Annotated in this window: 15 protein-coding genes; 5 read left to right on the top strand and 10 right to left on the bottom strand. The window is 69.3% G+C overall.

The features are described 5' to 3' along the window. Positions 1–93: 93 nt before the first annotated feature. Positions 94–471, bottom strand: a complete 378-nt coding sequence (locus WMF28_RS11540) for a hypothetical protein (protein ID WP_437602237.1) — start codon at positions 469–471, stop codon at positions 94–96. Between the two features lie 194 nt (positions 472–665). Between WMF28_RS11540 and WMF28_RS11535 the strand changes: the two genes are divergently transcribed. Continuing rightward, on the top strand, positions 666–1,694 hold the full coding sequence (locus WMF28_RS11535) for a CPBP family glutamic-type intramembrane protease (RefSeq protein WP_437602235.1): 1,029 nt from the start codon (positions 666–668) through the stop codon (positions 1,692–1,694). A gap of 38 nt (positions 1,695–1,732) precedes the next feature. Here the strand turns inward: WMF28_RS11535 and WMF28_RS11530 are convergent, their stop codons facing one another. Continuing rightward, positions 1,733–2,218, bottom strand: coding sequence for a hypothetical protein (locus WMF28_RS11530; RefSeq protein ID WP_437602234.1), 486 nt, complete (start codon positions 2,216–2,218; stop codon positions 1,733–1,735). 251 nt (positions 2,219–2,469) lie between these two features. Here WMF28_RS11530 and WMF28_RS11525 point away from each other — a divergent pair, with 251 nt between their 5' ends. Together WMF28_RS11525 and WMF28_RS11520 are read left to right on the top strand one after the other, a co-directional pair. Then, complete coding sequence (locus tag WMF28_RS11525) at positions 2,470–3,174, top strand: transglycosylase SLT domain-containing protein (RefSeq protein WP_437602233.1); 705 nt, start codon at positions 2,470–2,472, stop codon at positions 3,172–3,174. Between the two features lie 209 nt (positions 3,175–3,383). Continuing rightward, the gene (locus WMF28_RS11520; protein ID WP_437602232.1) at positions 3,384–4,772 is read left to right on the top strand and encodes a KamA family radical SAM protein; all 1,389 of its coding nucleotides are present in this window, start codon (positions 3,384–3,386) and stop codon (positions 4,770–4,772) included. 129 nt (positions 4,773–4,901) lie between these two features. On the opposite strand, the gene WMF28_RS11515 is transcribed toward WMF28_RS11520, so the two are convergent. The 4 genes from WMF28_RS11515 to WMF28_RS11500 all read right to left on the bottom strand — a co-directional run bounded on the left by WMF28_RS11515 (position 4,902) and on the right by WMF28_RS11500 (position 11,199). Further along, positions 4,902–6,152: a helix-turn-helix transcriptional regulator gene (locus WMF28_RS11515; protein ID WP_437602231.1), complete on the bottom strand. Its 1,251-nt coding sequence runs from the start codon at positions 6,150–6,152 to the stop codon at positions 4,902–4,904. A gap of 277 nt (positions 6,153–6,429) precedes the next feature. Continuing rightward, positions 6,430–7,062: a hypothetical protein gene (locus WMF28_RS11510; RefSeq protein ID WP_437602230.1), complete on the bottom strand. Its 633-nt coding sequence runs from the start codon at positions 7,060–7,062 to the stop codon at positions 6,430–6,432. Positions 7,063–7,285: 223 nt separating this feature from the next. Then, entirely contained in the window at positions 7,286–9,349 is a 2,064-nt protein-coding gene (locus WMF28_RS11505) for a MopE-related protein (protein WP_437602229.1), read from the bottom strand. Positions 9,350–9,540: 191 nt separating this feature from the next. Beyond that, positions 9,541–11,199 (bottom strand): hypothetical protein, encoded by a 1,659-nt coding sequence (locus WMF28_RS11500; protein WP_437602228.1) that lies wholly within the window; start codon positions 11,197–11,199, stop codon positions 9,541–9,543. Positions 11,200–11,437: 238 nt separating this feature from the next. Between WMF28_RS11500 and WMF28_RS11495 the strand changes: the two genes are divergently transcribed. After that, the gene (locus tag WMF28_RS11495) at positions 11,438–12,577 is read left to right on the top strand and encodes a hypothetical protein (protein WP_437602227.1); all 1,140 of its coding nucleotides are present in this window, start codon (positions 11,438–11,440) and stop codon (positions 12,575–12,577) included. A gap of 228 nt (positions 12,578–12,805) precedes the next feature. Here the strand turns inward: WMF28_RS11495 and WMF28_RS11490 are convergent, their stop codons facing one another. After that, a complete protein-coding gene (locus tag WMF28_RS11490) occupies positions 12,806–14,542 on the bottom strand; it encodes an OmpA family protein (RefSeq protein WP_437604244.1) in 1,737 nt (578 codons plus the stop codon). Between the two features lie 351 nt (positions 14,543–14,893). Here WMF28_RS11490 and WMF28_RS11485 point away from each other — a divergent pair, with 351 nt between their 5' ends. Continuing rightward, positions 14,894–16,135 carry a formylglycine-generating enzyme family protein gene (locus tag WMF28_RS11485; protein WP_437604243.1) on the top strand — a complete coding sequence of 414 codons (1,242 nt, stop codon included), beginning with the start codon at positions 14,894–14,896 and terminating at the stop codon, positions 16,133–16,135. A gap of 214 nt (positions 16,136–16,349) precedes the next feature. Here the strand turns inward: WMF28_RS11485 and WMF28_RS11480 are convergent, their stop codons facing one another. The 3 genes from WMF28_RS11480 to WMF28_RS11470 form a co-directional block, all read right to left on the bottom strand. Further along, positions 16,350–17,231: a VCBS repeat-containing protein gene (locus WMF28_RS11480; RefSeq protein ID WP_437602226.1), complete on the bottom strand. Its 882-nt coding sequence runs from the start codon at positions 17,229–17,231 to the stop codon at positions 16,350–16,352. A 13-nt stretch (positions 17,232–17,244) separates the two neighbouring features. Beyond that, positions 17,245–18,018, bottom strand: coding sequence for an FG-GAP repeat protein (locus WMF28_RS11475; protein WP_437602225.1), 774 nt, complete (start codon positions 18,016–18,018; stop codon positions 17,245–17,247). Positions 18,019–18,294: 276 nt separating this feature from the next. Further along, on the bottom strand, positions 18,295–20,136 hold the full coding sequence (locus tag WMF28_RS11470; protein ID WP_437602224.1) for an IgGFc-binding protein: 1,842 nt from the start codon (positions 20,134–20,136) through the stop codon (positions 18,295–18,297). Between the last annotated feature and the right edge of the window lie 102 nt (positions 20,137–20,238).

The raw sequence follows: 20,238 nt of genomic DNA, 5'->3' as shown, positions 1-20,238 counted from the left end.
GACGCGGCTCAATTACGATAGGAACGCCGGACCTTCAAGGGCAGGCAGCCCGATGCGATCCGGCATGGACGGTGCGCTCGACGAGCGGGTAGCTCAGGCCTGGGCCTTCGGGGTCGCCGAGGCTGCCTTCGCCCGCTTCGAGGCCGACTTGTAGAGGTCGTAGAGGCGCGGGACGGGGTACGTCTCGAGGCGCTTCCTGTAGCCCTGGTCCTTCGACCGGTTCAGGACCGTCAGCGTCTCGTCGATGAGCTTCGCCCGCGTCCCGAACTGCTCCTTCACCGCGCTGAACGTCGCGTGGAGGCGGAGGAGCTTTGTGTTCGACACGTGGTCCAGCCCCTTGGAGCCGCCCCGATCGGAGCTCACGCGCCCGAGCCAGAGATCCTCGGTCGCGAACCCTTTCACGGCCTCGACGAGCTTTGCCTTGTCGCCGAAGCGCTCCTTCACGATTGCAAGCGGATTTTTGCTGGCCATTGCTGAAACTCCCACGGGCAGGCGAGGCCTGCACCGGACATGCGCGAGATGACTCGCACGGCATTGAAGAGGGGGCGCGATCTAGCAGAGCGGCCTGGGTCACCGCAAGGGCGCGCCGCGGATGGCCCCCGCGGGCGGCGGAGGGCGCGCCGGCGGCGGGGCCAGCGCGTCACCGCTGTGCTGGGCCACGGATCATGGTACAGGGCGCGCCGATGCTCAACCTGGGGAGCTGGCTCGTGGCGCTCGTCGACCGGCTCCGGCCCCTCCGGCCGCCCTCGGGCGTGGGCTCCCGCCTCGCCGAGCCCTCTTCCGCCCTGGCGAGCACCCTCCTCAAGGCGCTCTTCCCGGTCGTCGCGTTCATCGCGCTCGCGCCCGTCCTCTGGCTCTTCTTCCGACGCACCTGGCGGGAGCTCGACGTCGAGGCCCACGAGCACCAGCGGCGCACCCTCGCCGCCGGGGGCTACGACCGCCGCCCCGCCGTCCTGTTCACGATCACGGCGGTCGTGCTCATGCTGCAGCAGTACTACGGCGGCAGGGCGGTCTACGACGTGCACATCCGGCCGTGGCTGCGCGAGCTCGAGCTCGCCCAGACGCTCTCGCCGGCCGGGGTGTTCGTGCCGATCTCGCTCCACCGTTACGACGAGCTCTACAGCTACGTGTGGTGGTCGTTCACCCGCGTCTTCGGGTACGTGGCCATCCCCATGGGCGCGTGGAAGCTCTGCTTCCCCAAGGACAGCCTGCTCGACATGGGGCTGCGCGTCCGGGGGCTCGCGAAGCACGCGTGGATCTATGGGCTCTGCCTCGCCGTCGTGGTCCCGGCGGTGTTCCTCGTCGCGAGCGCGCCCGACTTCGGGAGCTACTACCCCTTTTACAAGCAGTCCTCCCGCTCCTGGTTCGACCTCATCGCCTGGGAAGCGATGTACTTCGCCCAGTTCTTCGCGCTGGAGATCTTCTTCCGCGGCTTCTGGCTCGCCGGCCTCCGGCACACCCTGGGCTCCGGCGCGATCTTCGCGATGATCGTCCCCTACTGCATGATCCATTTCGGCAAGCCGTACCTGGAGGCGGCCGGCGCCGTGGTCGCCGGGATCGCGCTCGGCTCGCTCGCGATGCGCACGAAGAGCATCTACTCGGGCTTCCTGGTCCACGTCACCGTCGCGCTGCTCATGGACCTCGTCGCGCTCTCGAACCGCGGCGCGCTGCCAAAATCGTTCTGGGGGACGTGACGCCGGCGAGGTGACGCCGCCGGCCCTCGCGCGGCGGCTCAGCCGAGCGTCCGGGTCAGCTTGCGCATGATCTCGGCGCGGCTCCGGTCCCGGATCTCGCGCCGGTACAGCGCCTCCAGCGCGACGGCGACCGCGCGCGCCGCGTCGCGGTGCTCGCCGTCCCAGCGGAGCACCGCGAGCCGCCGCCAGAGGATCTTCTCCAGGAGCCGGGGCCGGCGCCTGGCCAGCGCGCCGCTCGCGAGCTCGATGACCCGGGCGGATGCGGGGTCGGCGCGCATCGCGCGCACGAAGAAGCCCACGGCGGCGGTGACGCGGCGGCCGCTGCGCATCGCCTGCACGCCCGCGTCGCACAGCGCCTCGGCCCGCTCGCGCGGGGTCGTGGCGCGCCGCGCGCGCTCCCGCGCGGCCTGCACCTCGGCGCTCAGCGCGTCCCGGCGCCGCCGGGCAGGGCGCATCTTGACCATGAGAAACAGGATGAAGAGGGCCGCAACCCCCGCGAGCACGTGTCGCCAGCCGATCTCCATGGCGTCCGCCTTAGTACAGCGCCCGGAACGTGCTCACCAGAGCGAGCTTCCACGCAGACGCCGCGGCGCGGCGGACGGCCTCGCGCGGGCGTCCCCGGAATGACGCCGCGGACCGAGGCGTTCACTGCGACGCCGCGTACCCGCGGCGTTCGTCACGACGCCGCGCCCCCGCGACATTCGTCACGACGCCGCACCGCGACGTTCCTTTCCGCCGCCACGGTGCGGTTTGCGCGAGCAGGCGATCCCAACCTATGCTGAGCCGAGAGATGCCCGTCCAGTCGTCGACCTCCGGCTCCTCCGTTCGCGTGCCCCTGCGGGCCCTCGCCGCCGCGCTCGGGCTCGGCGCCCTCGCGCTGCACCCGGGCAGCGCGCTCGCCGATATCTTCACGTACACCGACGCGGACGGCACGGTGCACTTCTCGAACCGCTCCGCCGGCGACGCGCGGTTCAAGCTGTACATCAAGGGCGACGGGCGCCGCTCCTCGACGCGCCCCGGCGTGACCCCGGTCGCCCCGAGCGACAAATCCCTCGAGCGCTTCAGCCGCTACGACCCGTGGATCCGGCAGGCCGCGACGCTCTACCAGATCCCCGAGGAGCTCGTCCGCGCCATCATCAAGTGCGAGAGCGACTACGATCCGCGGGCCGTCTCGCCCGTCGGCGCCCAGGGGCTGATGCAGCTGATGCCCGAGACCGGCCTCCGCATGCAGGTGCGCGACGCGTTCGACGCGCGAGAGAACATCTTCGGAGGAACGCGGTACCTGCGCATCCTGGCCAACCTCTTCAACGGAGATCTCGATCTCACCATCGCCGGATACAACGCCGGCGAAGGGGCGGTGATGCGGTACGGCGGCATCCCTCCCTACGCCGAAACCCAGGCCTACGTGACGCGCGTGCGGACCTACTATGCGCGCTACCGAACCACCCGGGATACAACGGTAGCTTCCATCGAGCCCTGACCGGCTCGCCCGCCGCACAGCCCTTCCGCCCGCCAGCCGGAGGCGCCGCTCGACAGCGCAGCGCACACCGCCCCCGACAGGCATACCGCGATGCTACGATCCCAGGAACCGCTGCCGCTGCCTCTCCCCGGGCAGGCCCCGGGAAGCACAGGCGCACGCGGCCAATCTCCTGACGCTCTCTCTGCTCCGCGCGGGCAAGGGTCCACGACATGACGACCACCTCGAGCCTCATCGAACTCACAAAGCGAAGCCCCGACATCGCGCCCCTCAAGCCGCCGGTGGATCCGGCGTCGCTCCAGCACACGAACCTGCTCGAGGTGCCCGACTTCCGGAGGATCCCGGCGTACGCCGAGGTGACCGACGAGCAGTTCATGGACCACCGGTGGCAGGCGAAGAAGTCGATCACCCGCCCGGACAAGCTGCTCGACACGCTGCGCGGGATGGTGTCGGACGACTTCATCCGGGACGCCACCGAGGGCTTCGCGCACGCGCCGATGAGCGTCCGCGTCTCGCCGTACATGCTCTCGCTGATCGACTGGAGCGATCCGTACAACGATCCGCTACGGACGCAGTTCATCCCGCTGGCCTCGCGCTTCCTGCCGGATCACCCGAAGCTCGGGCTCGACTCGCTGCACGAGCGCGCGGACGCGCCCGTCCCCGGGCTGACGCACCGGTACGCCGACAAGGCGCTGTTCCTCCCGCTCGACACCTGCCCCGTGTACTGCCGCTTCTGCACGCGCAGCTACGCGGTGGGCATCGACACGGACGAGGTCGAGAAGACCCACTTCAAGGTCGACGAGGAGCGGTGGAAGCGCGCATACGCGTACATCGCCTCGCGCCCGGAGCTGGAGGACATCGTCGTCTCCGGCGGCGACGCGTACAACCTGCGGCCGGAGCAGCTCGGCGCGATCGGCGAGACGCTCCTCGGGATGCCGAACATCCAGCGCATCCGCCTCGCCACAAAGGGCCCGGCCGTGATGCCGCAGAAGATCCTCACCGACGACGAGTGGATCGACGCGGTCACGCGCACGGTGGAGCTCGGACGGAAGCTGCACAAGGAGGTCGTGATCCACACGCACTTCAACCACCCGAACGAGATCACGGGCGTCACCCGCGACGCGATGAACAAGCTGTTCGAGCGCGGGATCACGGTCAGGAACCAGTCGGTGCTGCAGCGCGGGGTGAACGACACGCCCGAGACGATGAAGCTGCTGGTGAAGCGCCTGGGGCACCTGCATGTGCACCCCTATTACGTCTACATCCACGACCTCGTCCGCGGCGTGGAGGACCTCCGGACCACGCTCGCGACCGGGCTCATGATCGAGAAGCACGTGCGCGGCTCGACCGCCGGGTTCAACACGCCGACGTTCGTCGTCGACGCCCCCGGCGGCGGTGGCAAGCGCGACGCGCACTCGTTCGAGCACTACGACCGCACGACCGGGATCTCGGTGTTCGAGGCGCCGAGCGTCAAGCCGGGGCAGCGGTACACGTACTTCGATCCGATCGATCAGCTCCCGCCGGAGGGGCGCGGCCGCTGGGCGGACCCGGCGGAGCACCAGAAGATGATCGACGAGGCGCTCCGCGCACCGCCGCGCTGAGGCGGCGCACGAGCACGGGCGGAGGAGGAGCCGCGCGCAGCGAGCGCTCGCGCGCGGGCTCCATCGATCGACGATCCGGATCGAGCCGCCTGCCAGCCACAGCACCGGCAGGCGGGCTCGCGCGGGGCCCTAGGCCTCGGCCGGCGGCGCCTCTGCGTAGCGGGCGAGCGCGCCGGCCAGCTCACGCTTCACGCGGTCCACGAGGTCGGGCGGCTCGACCACGCGGGCGGTCTCGCCAAAGCCGAGCACCCACGTCGCGAGCTCCGTCATGTCGCCGATGTGCATCGTGAGCCGCACGCCGCCGCCGGGAAGCGGCGTGATCTCCTGAGAGGGATGCACCTTGCGCGTCCGCACGAACTCGGTCACGCGCTCGTCGAAGTCGATCACGACGCGCCGGGGCTCGCCCCCACGCCAGATGCCGAACTGGCCCTGGAAGTAGTCGTCGATGGAGAAATCAGGGGGCAGCTCGAACCGCTCGGTGACGGCGCACTCCGTGTCGCGCATGCGATCGAGCAGGAACGTGCGCACCTCGCCGCGGCTGACGTGGAGGCCCACGCAGTAGATCGCGTCCTTGTAGAGGACGAGCGCGTACGGGTGGATGAGCACCCGCTCCTCGCGCCCGTCCCGCGAGCGGCGGTAGCGACACCGGAGCGGGCGCAGGTCGGCGACGGACTGGAACAGGTCGTCGAGCTCCTCGGTCCGCGCGGCGTAGTCCTTCGGGGCGAACGGGAGATAGAGGAAGCGCTCCTCCAGCCGCGCGTCGGCGACGCCGGCGTTCGGGCCGCGCCCCGGCCTGCGCGCGACGCCGAGCAGGCGCTGCGCGGCGAGGTCGATCTCCTCGAAGAGGGTCGAGCCGCGCATCGGCTCGAAGAGCCGGCGGGCGGCGAGCAGGGCGTACGCCTGCGTCCGCCGCACCTCGACGCGCCGGGGCGCCTCGCTCGGGGACAGCCGCCAGAGGCGAGGGCCGCCGGGGCGCGTGGCGACCGACACGAGGTCGAGCTCGCGCTTGACCTCGACGAGGTAGCGCCGGAGCGAGCGCGGCGTGACGTTGAGCTCGCGCGCCAGCTCGTAGATCGTCAGGCCGGCAGGGTGCTTCTGCAGCAAGCTGCGCAGCGAGTCGAGCCGCCGGTGCTGCGTGAACGGGCCGCGCGGCCGGCCGCGCTGCGCGCCGCCCTTGGCGTCGTCCTCGTCGTCCTCGTCGTCGTCCTCCGGCGCAGGCGGCTTCTTCGAGTCCGGCGCAGGCGGCCTCTTCGAGGCGGTCGCAGGAGAGCTCGCGTCCGCCCGTGCAGGGGCCGCCGGGGGGCGCACGCTCGGCGGAGGCGGGGCCGCCGTGCTCGGCCTGACGTCGAGCGCCGCGTCCCCCGTGAGCCGCGGCGTCACGCCCGCACGCGGCTTCGAGGGCGGCAGCGCGCTGCTGGCGAACGGGTCGGCCGCCTGGCCGACACGCGCGCGAGGCGCGCTCGCGGCCCCGCTCGAGCCGCCGGCACCCCGCGCGCGAGTGGGCGAGGTGGCCGGCGCTGGGGCACCCCCGGGGCCTGTGCGAACAGCGCGCGCCATCAGCTCAGCGCTCTATCGCATCACCCCCTCCCATCCAAGATGTTTGTCCCGCGCTCCGCCGGCCGGGCGGCGATCGCCGCCCGCGCGCGCGGCGGACGGCTCACCAGGGGCGATCGCGCATCGTCTTCTTGTACTGCTCCTTGTAGAGGTCATGGCACTGCTTGCAGCTCGCCTTCGCGCCGTCGATGTCGCCGGCCTTCGCCTTGGCGGCGCCGGCCTTCGAGATGGCCCCCCAGCTGCCCATGCCGGGCGGCGGCTTGCCGGCCACGTACTGGAGCGCCGCAGCGATCTTCGCGCCGTCGCCGCTCGAGGTCGCCGAGGCCATCGTGCTCTTCATCCAAGCCTGCATCGGACAGAGCTTCTGGCCCTTCGCGCCGCATTCGACCTTCTTCTCGCCCGCCTGGGCGGCGCCGGTCGCCGCCGGCACAGCGGCCGCAGCTGCGGCCGCGGCGGCCGTCGCCTTCGGCGCCGCCGCGGCGGCCGTCTCCGCCGGCTCGGCGGCCGCGACGGCCGTCTCCGCCGGCGCGGCGGCCGTCGGCTCGACGGTGGCAGCGGCCGGCGCGGCGGTCGTCGCCGCCGGCGCGGCCGTCGCCGCCGGGGCTGCGCTCTCGGTCGGCTTGCCCTCGGCCACCGCCCCCGGGGTCGTCGCGTCGCTCCCCTTGCTGTCGCAGCCGAGCGTGGCGAAAGACAGGCTCGCGAGCAACAGCGCGAGCGGCGTGATCGTTCTCCTCATGCAGTCTCCTTGGGTGATGAACAGAGGCGCTCCTTCGAGCGCGACCGAGGGATGCGTGCCGCGGTCCCCGGCTCGACGCGCAGTGTAATCGGGTCGCCGTCCGTCCGCTGCGTTCGCGCGCTCCCTGGCGCCGCCGGCCTCGGGGCCATCCCCGAGGCGCCGCCGCGCGAGGCGATGTCCCACAACGCCCCCGCTCTCCCCCGGTCAGACCGCGCTCGGCGCCTCAGTCGCGTGTGCCCGGCGTCGCGGCAAAGGCCGACCACCGGAAGTTGTCGAGGAGGGCGACGGAGTCGTTCCACGGGTCCCCGGTGTCCCAGAGGACGAAGCGCAGCTCCAGGATCTCTCCCGGGCTGACGTTGCCGTTCATGACCAGCCAGCCGGTCCCGCCGCCGGCGCGCTCGCTCGTGCCGCACCAGCCCGGCTCGCTCGGAGGCTGGGCTGGAGGCCTCGTGATGTCGAACCCCGTCCCGAGGAGCTGGCCGATCCCCGCGCAGGTGGTCGTCGAGCCGGCGTTGGCGCCGCCGCCGCACCCGGTCGGTCCGTTGACGCACTGGGTGAAGAGCCCGGTGCCGCCAAATGCGAGGTTCACGCCCAGCGGATAGACCGACCCGCCGGCGGGCGGCGGGTCGTAGAACGCGAGGTTCTTGTCCGCGGGGTTCGGCGTCTCGCCCGGGAAGGGGTCGAACGTCGAGTCGAGCAGCCCGAGGAAGAAGTCGTTGAACGCGCTGCACACCCACTCCGGGTATTCGGACGAGAGGAAGAACGTCGAGACGCTGAACGAGCTCGCGTTCGTCGGCGCGCGCACGCGGAGCCGCAACATCACGGGATCGTGGGCCGTCGTGCCGCCCTGCGGCTCCGGACAGCCGGGCGCGTTCGGGAGGTTGCCGCCGTTCGCCTCGAGCCAGTCCGCGGGCATGCCGCTCGACGTCCCCATGTCCTGGCCGCCCTGGAAGGGGGCGAAGCTCGGCCTCGTGTTGTTCGGCGACGCCTGCGCGGCGGCGACGCCCGTCGAGAGCACCGCGAGCCGCGCGCCCTGGAGCGGCAGGATGCCCGAGCCGAAGCCCCGGCGGATCGACCGCTGGGCCGCCGCGGGCGCGCCGGTGCCGTCGGCGCGGCGGAAGCTCGCGGAGATGACGCCCCACGAGCGCGGCGCGGGAGACGACGGGCTCGCCGTCGTTGTGGCGCAGAGATCCATCGCCTTCGCGTAGTCGAGCGCGGTCGCCGAGTCGCTCGCGAGCCCCTCGTCGCAAGGAGAGGCGTTGTCGACCGTGCCGTCGCAGTCGTCGTCGACCCCGTTGTCCGCCACCTCGAAGGCGCCGGGGTTCACGAGGGACGGGGAGCCGCACCTGTCCGACGTGGCGTCGCAGCAATCGCCCTCGCAGCTCGTCCACCCGTCGCCGTCCTGATCGGGTGTGTTGTCGACCGTTCCATCGCAGTCGTTGTCGATGCCGTCGGCGCACGCGTCGAGCTCCGGCAGCACCTGGTCAAGGCACGGGCCCCAGCCGAGGCCGCTCGACCTGCAGGTGGAGACCCCGGGGGCGCAGGGGGCGACCCCCTCGGTGCCCGGCGGCCCCTGGTAACACGCCCTCGTCTCGCCCGGCGTGCACGAGCAGGGCCCGTGCGCCGCGACGTCGTGCTCGCACCCGTCCGCCGGGTCCTTGTTGCAGTCGATGAAGCCGCTGTCGCAGGCGCTGAGCACGCACCCGCCCGCGACGCAGGCGCTCTCGCCGTGCCCGAGCTCGGGACAGGCCCGACCGCACACGCCGCAGCTCTGCGCGTCCGTCTCGAGATCCCGGCAGAGCCCATCGCAGCACGCCGCGCCGCCGTCGCACGGGCGCGTCGCCGAGCAGCCGTGAACGCACTCGCCCTCTCCGGTGCACAGCGTGCCAGGAGGACAGTCACCGTCCGTGATGCAGCCAACACAGGTATGCTGCTCCGGATCGCAGAGGAGCGGAGCGGGGCAGTCGCCCTTGGATTCACATCCGGCCACGCAGCGCTTCGCCTCGGGGTCGCACACCTGGCCGGCCGGGCACGCGTCAGGGCCGGGGAGACACGCGACGCAGCTGCCCGTCGCGCGATCGCAGAGCGGAGCGCTCGAGTCCGCGGCGCAGTCGGTCGGGCAGTCGACGCCGCCCTCGCCGCCGCCGCCCCGGGGGACGTCGGGGGCTCCGGTGGCGGTGCAGGACGGCGCCACCCCGGGCGCCAGCGCGAGCCCCGCCAGGGCGGCGGCCAGCCCTCCAGTCCAGGCCAGCGGGCGGCGACGGACAGCGCGGGTTCTGGTCGACATCGGCGAGCGGCTCCCCTCCGCGGGCGCGGCGCCCCCGAGGGGCGCCTGCCCGCAAGGATCGTAGAATACCCCGCCGGCGCCGCGGACGACGGCAGATCCGCGGAGAGGAGTCGCGTCGCTGGACAGGCGATGACGCTTGCGCCGCGCGGCGCAAGCGGCCGGGCCGAGCGGACGTGCGACCGAGACGTCGGTCAGCGCGCGCGCTCGTACAAGGAGAAGGCGCCCTCGCGCTCGATCCGGCGAAACGAGGTGCGCGCCGCGGAAAACACCGGCTTCTCCAGCCGCTCGTTGCGGAGGATCACGTAGTCGTACGCGACGCCGTGGACATCCGGCTTGAACCACTCACCGCGGTTCGACGGCGGCGCGGGGAGACGGCGCTTCAGCTTGAAGGGGAAACCCACGTTGTGCCAGCCATCCGCGCTGAAGCCGCCGCGCATAACCTGCACCCACGAGGAGAAGTGGTTCGTGCCCTCGATGATCAGGGCCTCGTCGGTCCGAGGGGGCAGCGACACGAAGAGGACCTCTGCGCCCGGCGGGATCCGCCCGACCATGCGGGCAAACGGCTCGATCCGCTCGTCGAAGCTCGCATATTTCTCCGAGAGGTGGAGCGGCAGCACGAGCGCGACCGCCGCGGCGGGGACCATCAGGAGGCGAGAGAGGCCCCGGAGCGGCGCCGTGATGGACAGGAATCCGAAGAAGCAGATGAGCGGCGAGAAGCGTCCGCTCACGAACCACCAGTCGAACGGGCGAGCCAGGTGCAGCGGCACGAGAAAATAGCAGGCCACCATCGCCGCGCACAGGACGAGGGAGCGGTGGTTGTGCAGCCGGCCGAGAGGCGAGCCGGCGGGCGTGGCTGGCTCGCGCGTGGGCAGGAAGCCGGAGCGCCGAGCGAAGCTCCAGAGCGCCAGCGACGACGCCGCCGCGAGCAGCCCCCAGAAGAGCTGGGTGTCGAGATCGCCCGATACCGAGTTGAGCGTGTACTCGGGGAAGGAGCGGAGCATCTCGTGCCAGGGCACCCAGGCGCCCTTGAATCGCGGGCCGCTCCGCAGATCGACCATGGGGCTCTCGAAGGCGACGAGCTGCCAGACGAGGAGCGCGACGGCGGGCGCGAAGAGCGGCAGCGCGCCGGCGATCCGCGACCACCGGGGCAGGTAACAGAGCATCAGGACGGCGACGCAGACGTAATAACCAAAGAGGATGAGCGGATGGCTGAGGCCGCATCCGACGCTGAGCAACGCCACGGCGGCGGCGCGCCCGCGGCTCGGCCGCTCGAGATAGGCGTCGAGCGCGACGACGCCGGCGAGCAGCAGCGAGAGGCCGACGAGGAACGGCAGGAAGCCGCACGCCCAGGAGAGGCTGAACGCCAGCGGGAAGGTGAGGAGCGAGAGCCACGGGCTGCGCCGCGTCCGGTGCGCCCAGCCGAGCGCCGCCGCGGGGATGGAGAGCACATAAGCGGAGAGCACGATCCGATTCGCGGCCTCGAGATCGACGGCGAAAGCGATGAGGTGCGTCAGGACGTGATAGGCACCGTAGGGGGCCGGGCGGAGGCTGAGCTCGTAGAAGTCCTGGTAGCGAGTCCACGGCGCATCGAAGTAATGCCAGATATGGACGGCCGCGAGGTGATTCGGCAGATCGAGCAAGGGCAGGAACCGCACGCGCCATATCGGCACGATGGCCGCGACGGCGAGGAGCGCGAACGTCGCGATGAAACCGCGATCGCTCGCCCAGCGCGGCCCTCGCCGCGGCGCGGGGGGCTCCGCCTCGCCGGCGCGCCGGCGTGACACGGAGGCGGGCGCGCCGACCCCGGGCGTGAGGTCGCTCTCGGGCGGGCTCGAACCGGGCATTTCCATGAGAACGGTGGCCCTCCCCTGCCCTTCGCGTGCGGCGCGAGGCGCGGGCAGGCCCGCGAGGCGATGCGAGCCTTAGCACAGGACGCAGCGCCGATTGGCAGCGACGCGTGTCTTCCTCTAGTTTCCCGGGCACCTCGCCAGGCGGACACGGCACGCGATGACACCCACCGGCCATCCGGAGCGGCACGGGGCGCCCCACGCAGCCCTCCAGGAGACCTGAAGCCATGAGGCACCTTGCTTGCGTCGCAGGCTGCGCCGCCGTCCTGCTGGCCCTCTCCTCGGCGCGCGCAGGAGCCCGAGCGCGCCGCCGAGGAGCGCGCCGCCGAGGGATCGACGCCGGCCGAGGCGCGGGCAGCAGGCGACGACCCAGGCCGGGGACAGCGCCGCGCAGCCCGGCTTCCGCCTGCGCCGTGTCCGCGCCGGGCTGCGCGGCGACGTCGCGGGGCTCGTCCGGCTCGCCATCTCGATGGATCTCGCCGGGGGCGACGAGGAGACAGCGCGCATCCACGAGGCGTGGGGAGGCGTGACGGCGGCGCGCGCGCTCGACGCCCGGACCGAGCTCGCGTGGGCGCTCGTGAAGCGCGTCCTCGCTCGAACGCCGGACGAGCAGGCGAAGAACTGGAGCTTCCCCGGCACGACTCCCGAGAGCCAGGAGCTCTGCGGGCCCGCCGCGCTCGGCGACGAGCCGGTCGCCGCGGAGGCGCGTGATGAGCCCTGCACGTACCGGGCGGGCCAGGTGGACGACCGCTTCCGCTACCTCGAGCGGGGCTTCGTTCCGGCGCAGATCGCGAGCAGCGACAGCCACGACGGCTCGAAGGAGCCGGGCTTTCCGCGGACCTATTTCCGCAGCGCGACCGACTCCCCGGCCGCGCTCCAGACGCCGGCCGCCGTCGAGGGCCTGCGGGGCGCGCACGCCATCCCGACGTACGGCCCCCTCATCCTGGCGACGATCGGCGGCAAGACCTATGGTGAGGTGGCGGCGGCGAGCACCGGGAAATCGAGCGAGCTGCTCTTTGATGTCCAGACGGCGAGCTGGTTCGGCGTCGATCGGGTGGAGATCTACCTGAACGGCGCGATGATCCGCCTGCTGGACCCGGAGATGCGGCCGAGCGCGCTCGTCGACGTGCGCGGCAAGGTCACCTTCACGGTGCCAGAGCGCGACTCCTGGGTGGTGATCATCGGCATCGACGGCGACGGCCGCTACGACGCTCCGCTGCCGAGGCCCGACTTCTGCTCTCGTCCGTGCGATCCGGGCGTCCTCGACCCGGAGCAGTGTCCGGCACAGCAGGATTGCCTGCTCGAAGAGGCCGTCTGCGGCTTCCCGATCCCCGGCAAGCGCGACCATCGCCGCCCGGCGCTCGGGCACCACGACGACTGAACGCCGGTCGGGCGGCGCGCGCCCGGATAAGGCCGCGCGAGCGGCGCGCCCGCTAGCGCGCTCCGCGAGAGCGGCTCTCGCGCGAGCCACACGCCCGCTGCGCGCTCGCCCGGCCAGGACGAAGCCTGCGGGCGCGCGGTGGCGACGTTTGCATGCGCGTGGCGAGGCACGTGCATGCAAACGTCGGTTGCTCTTGGCGGAGAGCCGGCCGGCCGCTCCGGCGGGAGCCTAACGGCCCTCGATCGATTGCGACTTGATGTGGAACTCGACGCGCCGATTGCGCTGCCGGCCTTCCGGCGTGTCGTTGGCGACGAGCGGCCGGCGGGAGCCGTAGCCCACGGAGGTGAGCCGCTCCGACTGGATGCCCTTGTTGACCAGGTAGACCCTGACCGCGATCGCCCGGTTGTGCGCGAGCCGGTCGTTGTAGTCGGCGGTGCCCTGGTTGTCGGTGTGCCCTTCGATGCTGAGCAGCTTGATCTCCGGGTTCGCCTTGAGCAGCCGCTCGACCTCGTCGAGGATCGGATAGCTCTGCGGGAGGATCCTGGAGCTGTCGAACTCGAACTCGACCTGCTTCATGATCTCGATCTCGGCGGAGCCCGTGATCCTGCGGATGTAGTACGGGCAGCCGTTCTTCTCGGGATCGTCGACGACGACCTGCCCCGGCTCCTTCGGGCACTTGTCTTCGGCGTCGGGGATGCCGTCCTGGTCCGCGTCCTCCTCGGGGCAGCCGTCGCGATCGTCGATGCCGTCCTTGTCCTCGGGGTCATCGGGGCACTTGTCGACCACATCGGGGATGCCGTCGCCGTCGCGATCGGGCATGTCCGGGCAGCCGTCGCTCGGCTTCGGCTGCTTGCCGTCCTCGGGGTCCTCCGGGCAGAGGTCGATGACGTCGGGGTAGCCGTCGCCGTCGGCGTCCTTCTCCGCCTCGATGACGTAGTTGAAGCCGGGCGAGCGGGCGTTGGAGTCGGTGATGCTGAACGAGTAGCCGACGACGGCGACCCCCCGGAAATCGGGGGCGTAGCCGCCGCTCAGCCGGGTGCCCACGCCGGCGCCGGCGTAGAGCGCCTTGTCCTGGGTGAGGGCCATCCTGCCGTTCAGCTGCCACTCGATGGGCGAGGCGTCGAGCTCGCCGAGCGTGTCCTTGAGGAGGCCGAACGAGCCGAAGATCTCGGCCCCGACGCGGATCGTGCCGTCGCGCAGCGGGACGTAGCCGCCGACGCCGTACGTGAGCTCGCTGCCGACGCGGAGCTCGTGGAGCTGCACGGGCGGCCGGATCGCGACGCCGGTGTTGAGGGTGACGAGGAAATCCGTGAAGTCGTACTCGGCGCCGAGGCCGAACGCGCTGCTCACGGTCCGGTCGCCGCCGAAGGAGTAGGTGTTGCCGATGGGCGCGAAGACCGCGGCGGAGAGCCCCAGCCGGAAGCGGCGCTCGTCGAGCTCCAGCGCGACGAGGCGCGCCTCGAGCCGGAGGTCCATGGGGGTTGCGGTCCTCAGGTTGACGCACTGGTTCAGGCCGAGGGACGGATCGGGGTGGCAGGTCTCGTTGCCGTCCTGGAAGACGACGATCGGGAACGAGGCCTGGAGGGCGCCGCGGCCGAGGATCTCGACGCCCGCGTTCAGGTAGGTGATGAGCTGCGAGGTGACGGGTCCGTCGCCTTCGAGCTGCTCCTCGATGGCGAGATCGTCAACGTAGTTGTCGTTGCGGAGCGGGTGGACCGACACGCCCAGCCCGAGCTGCCCGAAGATGCGCGTCTTTTCCCCCATGTGGGGGCGCCAGACCCCGAACCCGTCGTCGGGGGCGCCGGCCATCCTGAGGCGATCGAGGTAGAAGGTCCGCTCCTGCGCGCGCGCGGCGGAGGGCGCAAGCGCGACGAGGGCCGGTGCGGCCAGGGCTGCTGCGGTCAGCGCGCAGCGAAGGCGCGACCGGCGTCGCGGCTTACCGCCCGGCAGGGTTCTTCGATCCATCACGGTGAGCTGTCCTCCAAGCAACGCTCGAGAAACGAGGTTGACGCGGGCGTTCCGCCGCATGCGGGCCGGCGTCCGGGCGGGAGATTACTCGGGCCGGGGGAGGATGTCTCCTGGGTCGAGCCAGGAGGTGCGAGAAGCCCCGCGGAGCGGGCGCGGCTGTGTCCGGGGCGCGCGCGCGGCGCGCGCGGCGGGCGCGGCGGGCGCGGCGGGCGCGGCGGCCAGGAGGCGGGCACGCCGGCGCCTTCGTAAGCGGCGGGGGAGCGTAGCGTGGACGCGCGGCGAACGTGTAGCGTGGGGTGCGTGGCGAAGGTGGAGAGACAGTGCATACGTCGACGCGCGGGCACCCGGATGGCTCTGACATGCGTGGCGGCCGCGCAGGTGAGCTGCGGCCTGCTGCTCGGGCTTGACGACTTCGAAGATGCGCCCCGAGCGAGCGCTGGTGGGACTGGCGCCGGCGGCGAGAGCAGCGGCAGCTCGGGTGCGCCGGGCTGCGCGCACGGCGCGCGCGACTGCGTCGGCGACACGCCGCGGCAGTGCGCAGACGGGGAGTGGGTTCACCAGCGGCCTTGCAGCGGAGAGGCCCCAGTCTGCGCGCAAGGCGGCTGCGTGCCATGCACCGAGGGTGAGCGCGGCTGTGCAGGGAACAGGCCGCAACGATGCGAAGGCGGGGCGTGGATCGAGCAAGCGGCGTGCGTGACACCGCTCCCCGGATGCCGCGATGGGCAATGCGTTCCCACAAGCTGTCAGTTCGGGGAAGCGCCTGGCACCGGGATTGACTGTGGTGCCGACGGGCGTACGGACTGCTGCGCCATGGATGTGGTGCCGGGGGGCACGTTTTACCGGGGCAACAATGACAGATACCCAGCCACCGTCAGCCAGTTCCGGCTAGACAGGTACGAAGTCACCGTGGGGCGATTTCGGGCCTTTGTGGACGCCTTGAAGGGGACGCAGGCCGATCCGCCACCGCCTGGAGCTGGGGAGCGCCCCGGGGTCGCAGACAGCGGGTGGGAATTCGGCTGGACGTCTGCGCTGGCCGCGAACACGACGGAGCTCAAGACACAGCTCGAGTGCGACTACTATCCGACATGGACAGCCACACCAGGCCCCAATGAAAACCGGCCGATCCATTGCGTCACATGGTACGAGGCATTCGCGTTCTGCGTATGGGACGGGGGTCACTTGCCCACCGAGGCGGAGTGGAACTACGCCGCCGCTGGCGGCGCGGAGCAAAGGACATATCCGTGGGGCTCCTCGAGGGAGCCTGGATTCGCTGCGCATGGATGCAGAGGCAACGGCTCCTCTACTGGATGCAACATCTCCGCTTTCCTACCCGTTGGCTCGTTCTCGCCGTCTGGCGACGCCAGGTGGGGCCATGCCGATATGCTAGGGAACACCTCGGAGTGGACCCTGGATTGCAGCGGAGACTATCCAGTACCGTGCGAGAACTGCTCGAACCATGGCTGCTCGGGATCAATTGAACACGTGGTACGCGGAGGGAATGCCATCGCACCGCTCTACGACACAACGTTCAGAAACAGGGAATACCGCACAAGCCGGACTCAGGGCGTACGCTGCGCGAGAAAACCCTAAATAATCAAAGGAATCGGTCCGTAAAATCTAGGCTTCACATGTCCCACGGCCCCGTACCTGCCATACAAATGCACAGCTGAACGCGGCAATCTCGCCACGGGAACACGAGCGGACAGGCCAGCCTCATGAGGCTGGCGACACAAAAGCACCTACCACCGAAGAAGTATGAAACTCTGACCTCCCCGAAGCATATAGCTCAAAGCGGAGTGTTACGTTACCGCTTTGACACCGAGGCGCCGAATGTCAAGTCCAGCAACGGCTGCACCACGGAGCCGTCCTCCGGATCAGGGTTCTCGCTCTCCGACTTGCCGAAGAACATGTAAACGGCATCATCCTGCGGCGCAGCGACCGTGAGGTCCGAGAAGCCATCGCCGTTCACATCTCCCGACGAACCCAGGACAGGCCCAAAACCACCCCCTCGGGCAGGCCTATGGAAGGCCACGTCCGCGCGGTCATTCAGCATCGTTCCCGCACCGCCCATGTAGACGTAAACCGTCCCAGGATCCCCAGCATAATCGCTCGTACCGACCGCAACGTCGCCGAACCCGTCCCCATTCATGTCCCCCGCCGAAGCAACTGCCAGACCGAAATTCGTACCTTCCTTCCCCTCAAGCGTCAAGAATGGGGCGGTATCCAACCCATCAGACCCTCCAACGTATATGTACGCACGATCGAGCCCGTGCGATCCGACGATCACATCCCCGAAGCCATCACCATTCACATCGCCTGCTGAGGAGATTGCGAAGCCGAAATTTGAGTCCTCCATGGGCGCGGCGAGCTCCACGTCTGGCACAGCATCGAAACCAGACCCCCCGAAGTACAGGCCCACCGCCTGACGCCCAAGAGACGAGACAGGCTGAAAAGCTACCATCACATCGGAGAAGCCATCGTCGTTCACATCGCCGGCCGACGATACTGTCGAAGCCATGCTCGACACGTTCATGTCCAGAGAGAGCGCCGTGGGAGGTGAAAGTCGCCCGGAGGAGTGTCCCATGTAGAGGTACGCATAGGGTCCGTCCCACTCCCCTATGATGATGTCGTCGAACCCGTCCCCATTGACATCTCCAGCAGCGGACAGGGTGCTGCCGAATTCCACCCCCTCGTGCGAATCACGAAGACCACCGGAGGATCTGCCAGAAAAAAATGTCGCCGCCATCGCTGAAATAGACCCAGGCCTCGCCCTCCAAGCTGGCGCTGAACGGCGCCCCTACCAGGATGTCCGCGAAGCCGTCGCCGTCGACGTCGCCCGCGCATGAAAGGGCCGCACCGAACCCGCTGACCGAGTCATTCGGCCTTGTTTTCATGCCATTGGGAGTCGCGTCGAACTCCGCCCCGGCGGCTCCGTAGTAGAAGTAGACAGCATTGCTCCGAGTCATCGTGACCGAGATAGCACCCACCGCGATATCATCATAATCATCCGCATTGAAATCGCACCTCACCCGACCGACGTTGAACCACCGCACAGGAGAGAACGGAGAGCACTCTCCTTGCGAACAGGCCCGCACTCGCCAATAATAGCGTCTTCCGACAGGCGGAAGCAGCTCCCCTTCCAGATCGGAATCGAGCTGGTACTCGGCTCGCGTGGAGAAAATCGTTGCAGCATCAGCCATCGTCGGGTCGGTGCTGTACTGGAGTTCGTACTCGATCGGCCAGTCCGTCCCCGCCGTCGAAGCTTCCCATGCGAACCTGGGGCGTCGCGATCCGCTCTTCCGCATCGTGCCGACATCTGCACCGTTCATGGGAAGCCTCGGGACCGGCACAGTCGGGACCAGACCCGCATCTGCGCCGCCCGTCGTTATCGACGCCCCGCTGCCAGAGTCCGCCGTCGAGCCACCGACGCCCGAGCCTGCCGCGTCGGCGAACTCATCGAGGCCGAAGATCATTCCGCAGCTGAAGGACGTTCCAAGAAGCGCAATCGTTCGCGATGGCTACAACAGGATGCTTGTTCATGCGCTTCTTCTGAGGCGAGTGCGTCCCGCTAATTTTGGCGTGCGGATGCCTCCACCCCTGCGGATCTCCGCAGCAACGGATTCGCTTCACGCTGGCGACGGCCGTCGCACTGCTCGACTGTGCATGCATCGGCTGTGCATGCACCGACGGCCATCATTTTCAGCCAGCATGGAACCTCACCCCAACGACTCGGATGACGACATCAGTCATCACTGAACGGTGGGGGGAACAACGACCTCGTTGATAGGCTGAAAGCCAGCTCCAGCTGGGTATGCATACGAGACCAGCTGGTGATTCTGGATCGCGCCCCAGCCCCAAACGGTAACGCCGAACGGAAGCTCACTAATCATCTCACGACGTCCGTTCGAGCAGTCAGCAAACCCCTCGAAGTTCCCGCTTACGATATTAACGCGCGTGTACTGGTACCCATCGATATCCTCCCAGCCGGTGAGCGGTCCGGCACAATCAAGCTCCACGTCAGCAAACGAGCCATCGCGCTTGGATGGCGTCCGAACGACCACGAGGCTCGTCTCAGGAAAGTTGGGATCGGTAAAGAACACGTAATAGTCCAAGAACTGGATCGGAGGAACAACGTTCACCCACTCGGGGTCGCCTTCTCTACCGAACGGCACACCACCCGTCATGTAGGCGCCCAGATAGAAGGGATTGTTCGAGCTCTGGCTCTTGACCGTGAACGGACCGCTAGCGTTGAACTGGTATGTTTCACCCGATTTGATCGCTGTGGGGGCGCCTTCCGGAGCGCTCGGGATCCATGTCAATTCCGTATCGTCCACCATGCCGACAATACGCCAGGGGGGAGCCTCGTCGTCGTTCCCACCACGCCCGCGATAACGCACGCCGACGTACTCATTGCCCGTCGCACGAACCGGCGCGATCTGCTGCTGAGCAGCATCACAATCATTCACATCATCGGGCACCTTCATGCACTCATGCCCGCCGAAGACCCCCACAGGCTTCGTCGACGCGATAGGGCTCCCGGTCAGCTCAGCCTGCTGAGTGATCTGCAGAAACTCACCCACACCGAGAGTGTATGTCACAGGCTCATTCGCCTCAGAACCCACCACATTGTCTCCCTCTTCGATTGCAACACGGGGAAGAAGGGTCACCTCGGTATCGTCCTCGTAGGCGACAATGTCCAAGGATGGGGACCCGTAGGCAGGAGCTCCAGAGTAGCCATAGGCATTGATTGCTACGTAGTTATCGTCCCAGGCACTCGTCGGGATGAGCAGGGTCGCCGACGAGAGCGCCACACCTGAGCTACTGAACGGGGCCATCTGGTAAGCGACAACCGGATAGTCCGTCGAGATGTGGAAGGCACTCCCTCGACCCGTACCACGGACTCCGACTTCGTCCTGAATTGCTGCCACTGCGGGGTCGGGGCAATCGTCAGCAGTGGACCCTCCGAAGGGATTCCTGGCAAGAAACAGAACAGCTACCTCGCCTACACCAAGACCAGCTGAAGGATCATAGGGCCGATACGTAGTCGTGGCGCCTTGCGTCTCCGGAATAAAGATGAAGTCGGAGGGCAAGTCGGGGTTCGTCAGCTCGTTCCCCTGGTACTCCACGGTGATTCTTACGGGCATTTCCCACGTGTTGGCCACGAATGAAGCGAAGCACGTCCCGCTTCCATTGTTCACCATGGCCGTCTTCAGCGCCCAGTAGTCGCATCCATACGAGCTCTTCGACCTCCTCGCCGCCTCGCATGGATCCGGTATGCACTCCGCGTTGACGCACCCCTCTTCCGGCCCGCAAGCATGCAGCTCCGCGCCGTTGCAGCTGATGACCTTCTTCAGATCGTTGGAGCACGTCGCCTCGCACTGCCCTCCCTGCCCGAAGGTCCCCGTGCTCCCCCCCGCCTCCCCGCCCGCGCCGCCGGTGCCGGTGGTACCCGCCCCGCCGGGACCCGAGCCGCTGCCGGTGAGCTCTCCACGGTACGAGTCCGAGCACGCGGCGAACGAGCCCGTCACACCGGCTGCCGCTGCAAAAACCCCCACAATCGCGTGTCGACGGTATCTAACTATGTTCGCCATCTCTACAGGGCTCCTTCCCCCACAAGCATCCTGAAAACTTTGCGACTGCGAGCGTAACACGGTTCGACCGCCCTGGGGAGGCTCGCGAAAGCGCAGGCGATT

This window comes from Sorangium sp. So ce590, assembly GCF_051521365.1.
GTDB lineage: Bacteria > Myxococcota_A > Polyangia > Polyangiales > Polyangiaceae > Sorangium.
The sequence above is the reverse complement of the archived record's forward strand: the minus strand, read 5'-3'. Positions and strand labels throughout refer to the sequence as shown.

Bases quoted from the DNA above. Each gene is read 5' to 3' on its own strand.
- WMF28_RS11485 (WP_437604243.1), top strand. From the start codon at position 14,894: ATGGCTCTGACATGCGTGGCGGCCGCGCAGGTGAGCTGCGGCCTGCTG.
- WMF28_RS11530 (WP_437602234.1), bottom strand. From the start codon at position 2,218: ATGGAGATCGGCTGGCGACACGTGCTCGCGGGGGTTGCGGCCCTCTTC.
- WMF28_RS11505 (WP_437602229.1), bottom strand. From the start codon at position 9,349: ATGTCGACCAGAACCCGCGCTGTCCGTCGCCGCCCGCTGGCCTGGACT.
- WMF28_RS11510 (WP_437602230.1), bottom strand. From the start codon at position 7,062: ATGAGGAGAACGATCACGCCGCTCGCGCTGTTGCTCGCGAGCCTGTCT.
- WMF28_RS11540 (WP_437602237.1), bottom strand. From the start codon at position 471: ATGGCCAGCAAAAATCCGCTTGCAATCGTGAAGGAGCGCTTCGGCGAC.
- WMF28_RS11500 (WP_437602228.1), bottom strand. From the start codon at position 11,199: ATGGAAATGCCCGGTTCGAGCCCGCCCGAGAGCGACCTCACGCCCGGG.
- WMF28_RS11475 (WP_437602225.1), bottom strand. From the start codon at position 18,018: ATGATCTTCGGCCTCGATGAGTTCGCCGACGCGGCAGGCTCGGGCGTC.
- WMF28_RS11470 (WP_437602224.1), bottom strand. From the start codon at position 20,136: ATGGCGAACATAGTTAGATACCGTCGACACGCGATTGTGGGGGTTTTT.
- WMF28_RS11490 (WP_437604244.1), bottom strand. From the start codon at position 14,542: ATGGATCGAAGAACCCTGCCGGGCGGTAAGCCGCGACGCCGGTCGCGC.
- WMF28_RS11525 (WP_437602233.1), top strand. From the start codon at position 2,470: ATGCTGAGCCGAGAGATGCCCGTCCAGTCGTCGACCTCCGGCTCCTCC.
- WMF28_RS11520 (WP_437602232.1), top strand. From the start codon at position 3,384: ATGACGACCACCTCGAGCCTCATCGAACTCACAAAGCGAAGCCCCGAC.
- WMF28_RS11535 (WP_437602235.1), top strand. From the start codon at position 666: ATGGTACAGGGCGCGCCGATGCTCAACCTGGGGAGCTGGCTCGTGGCG.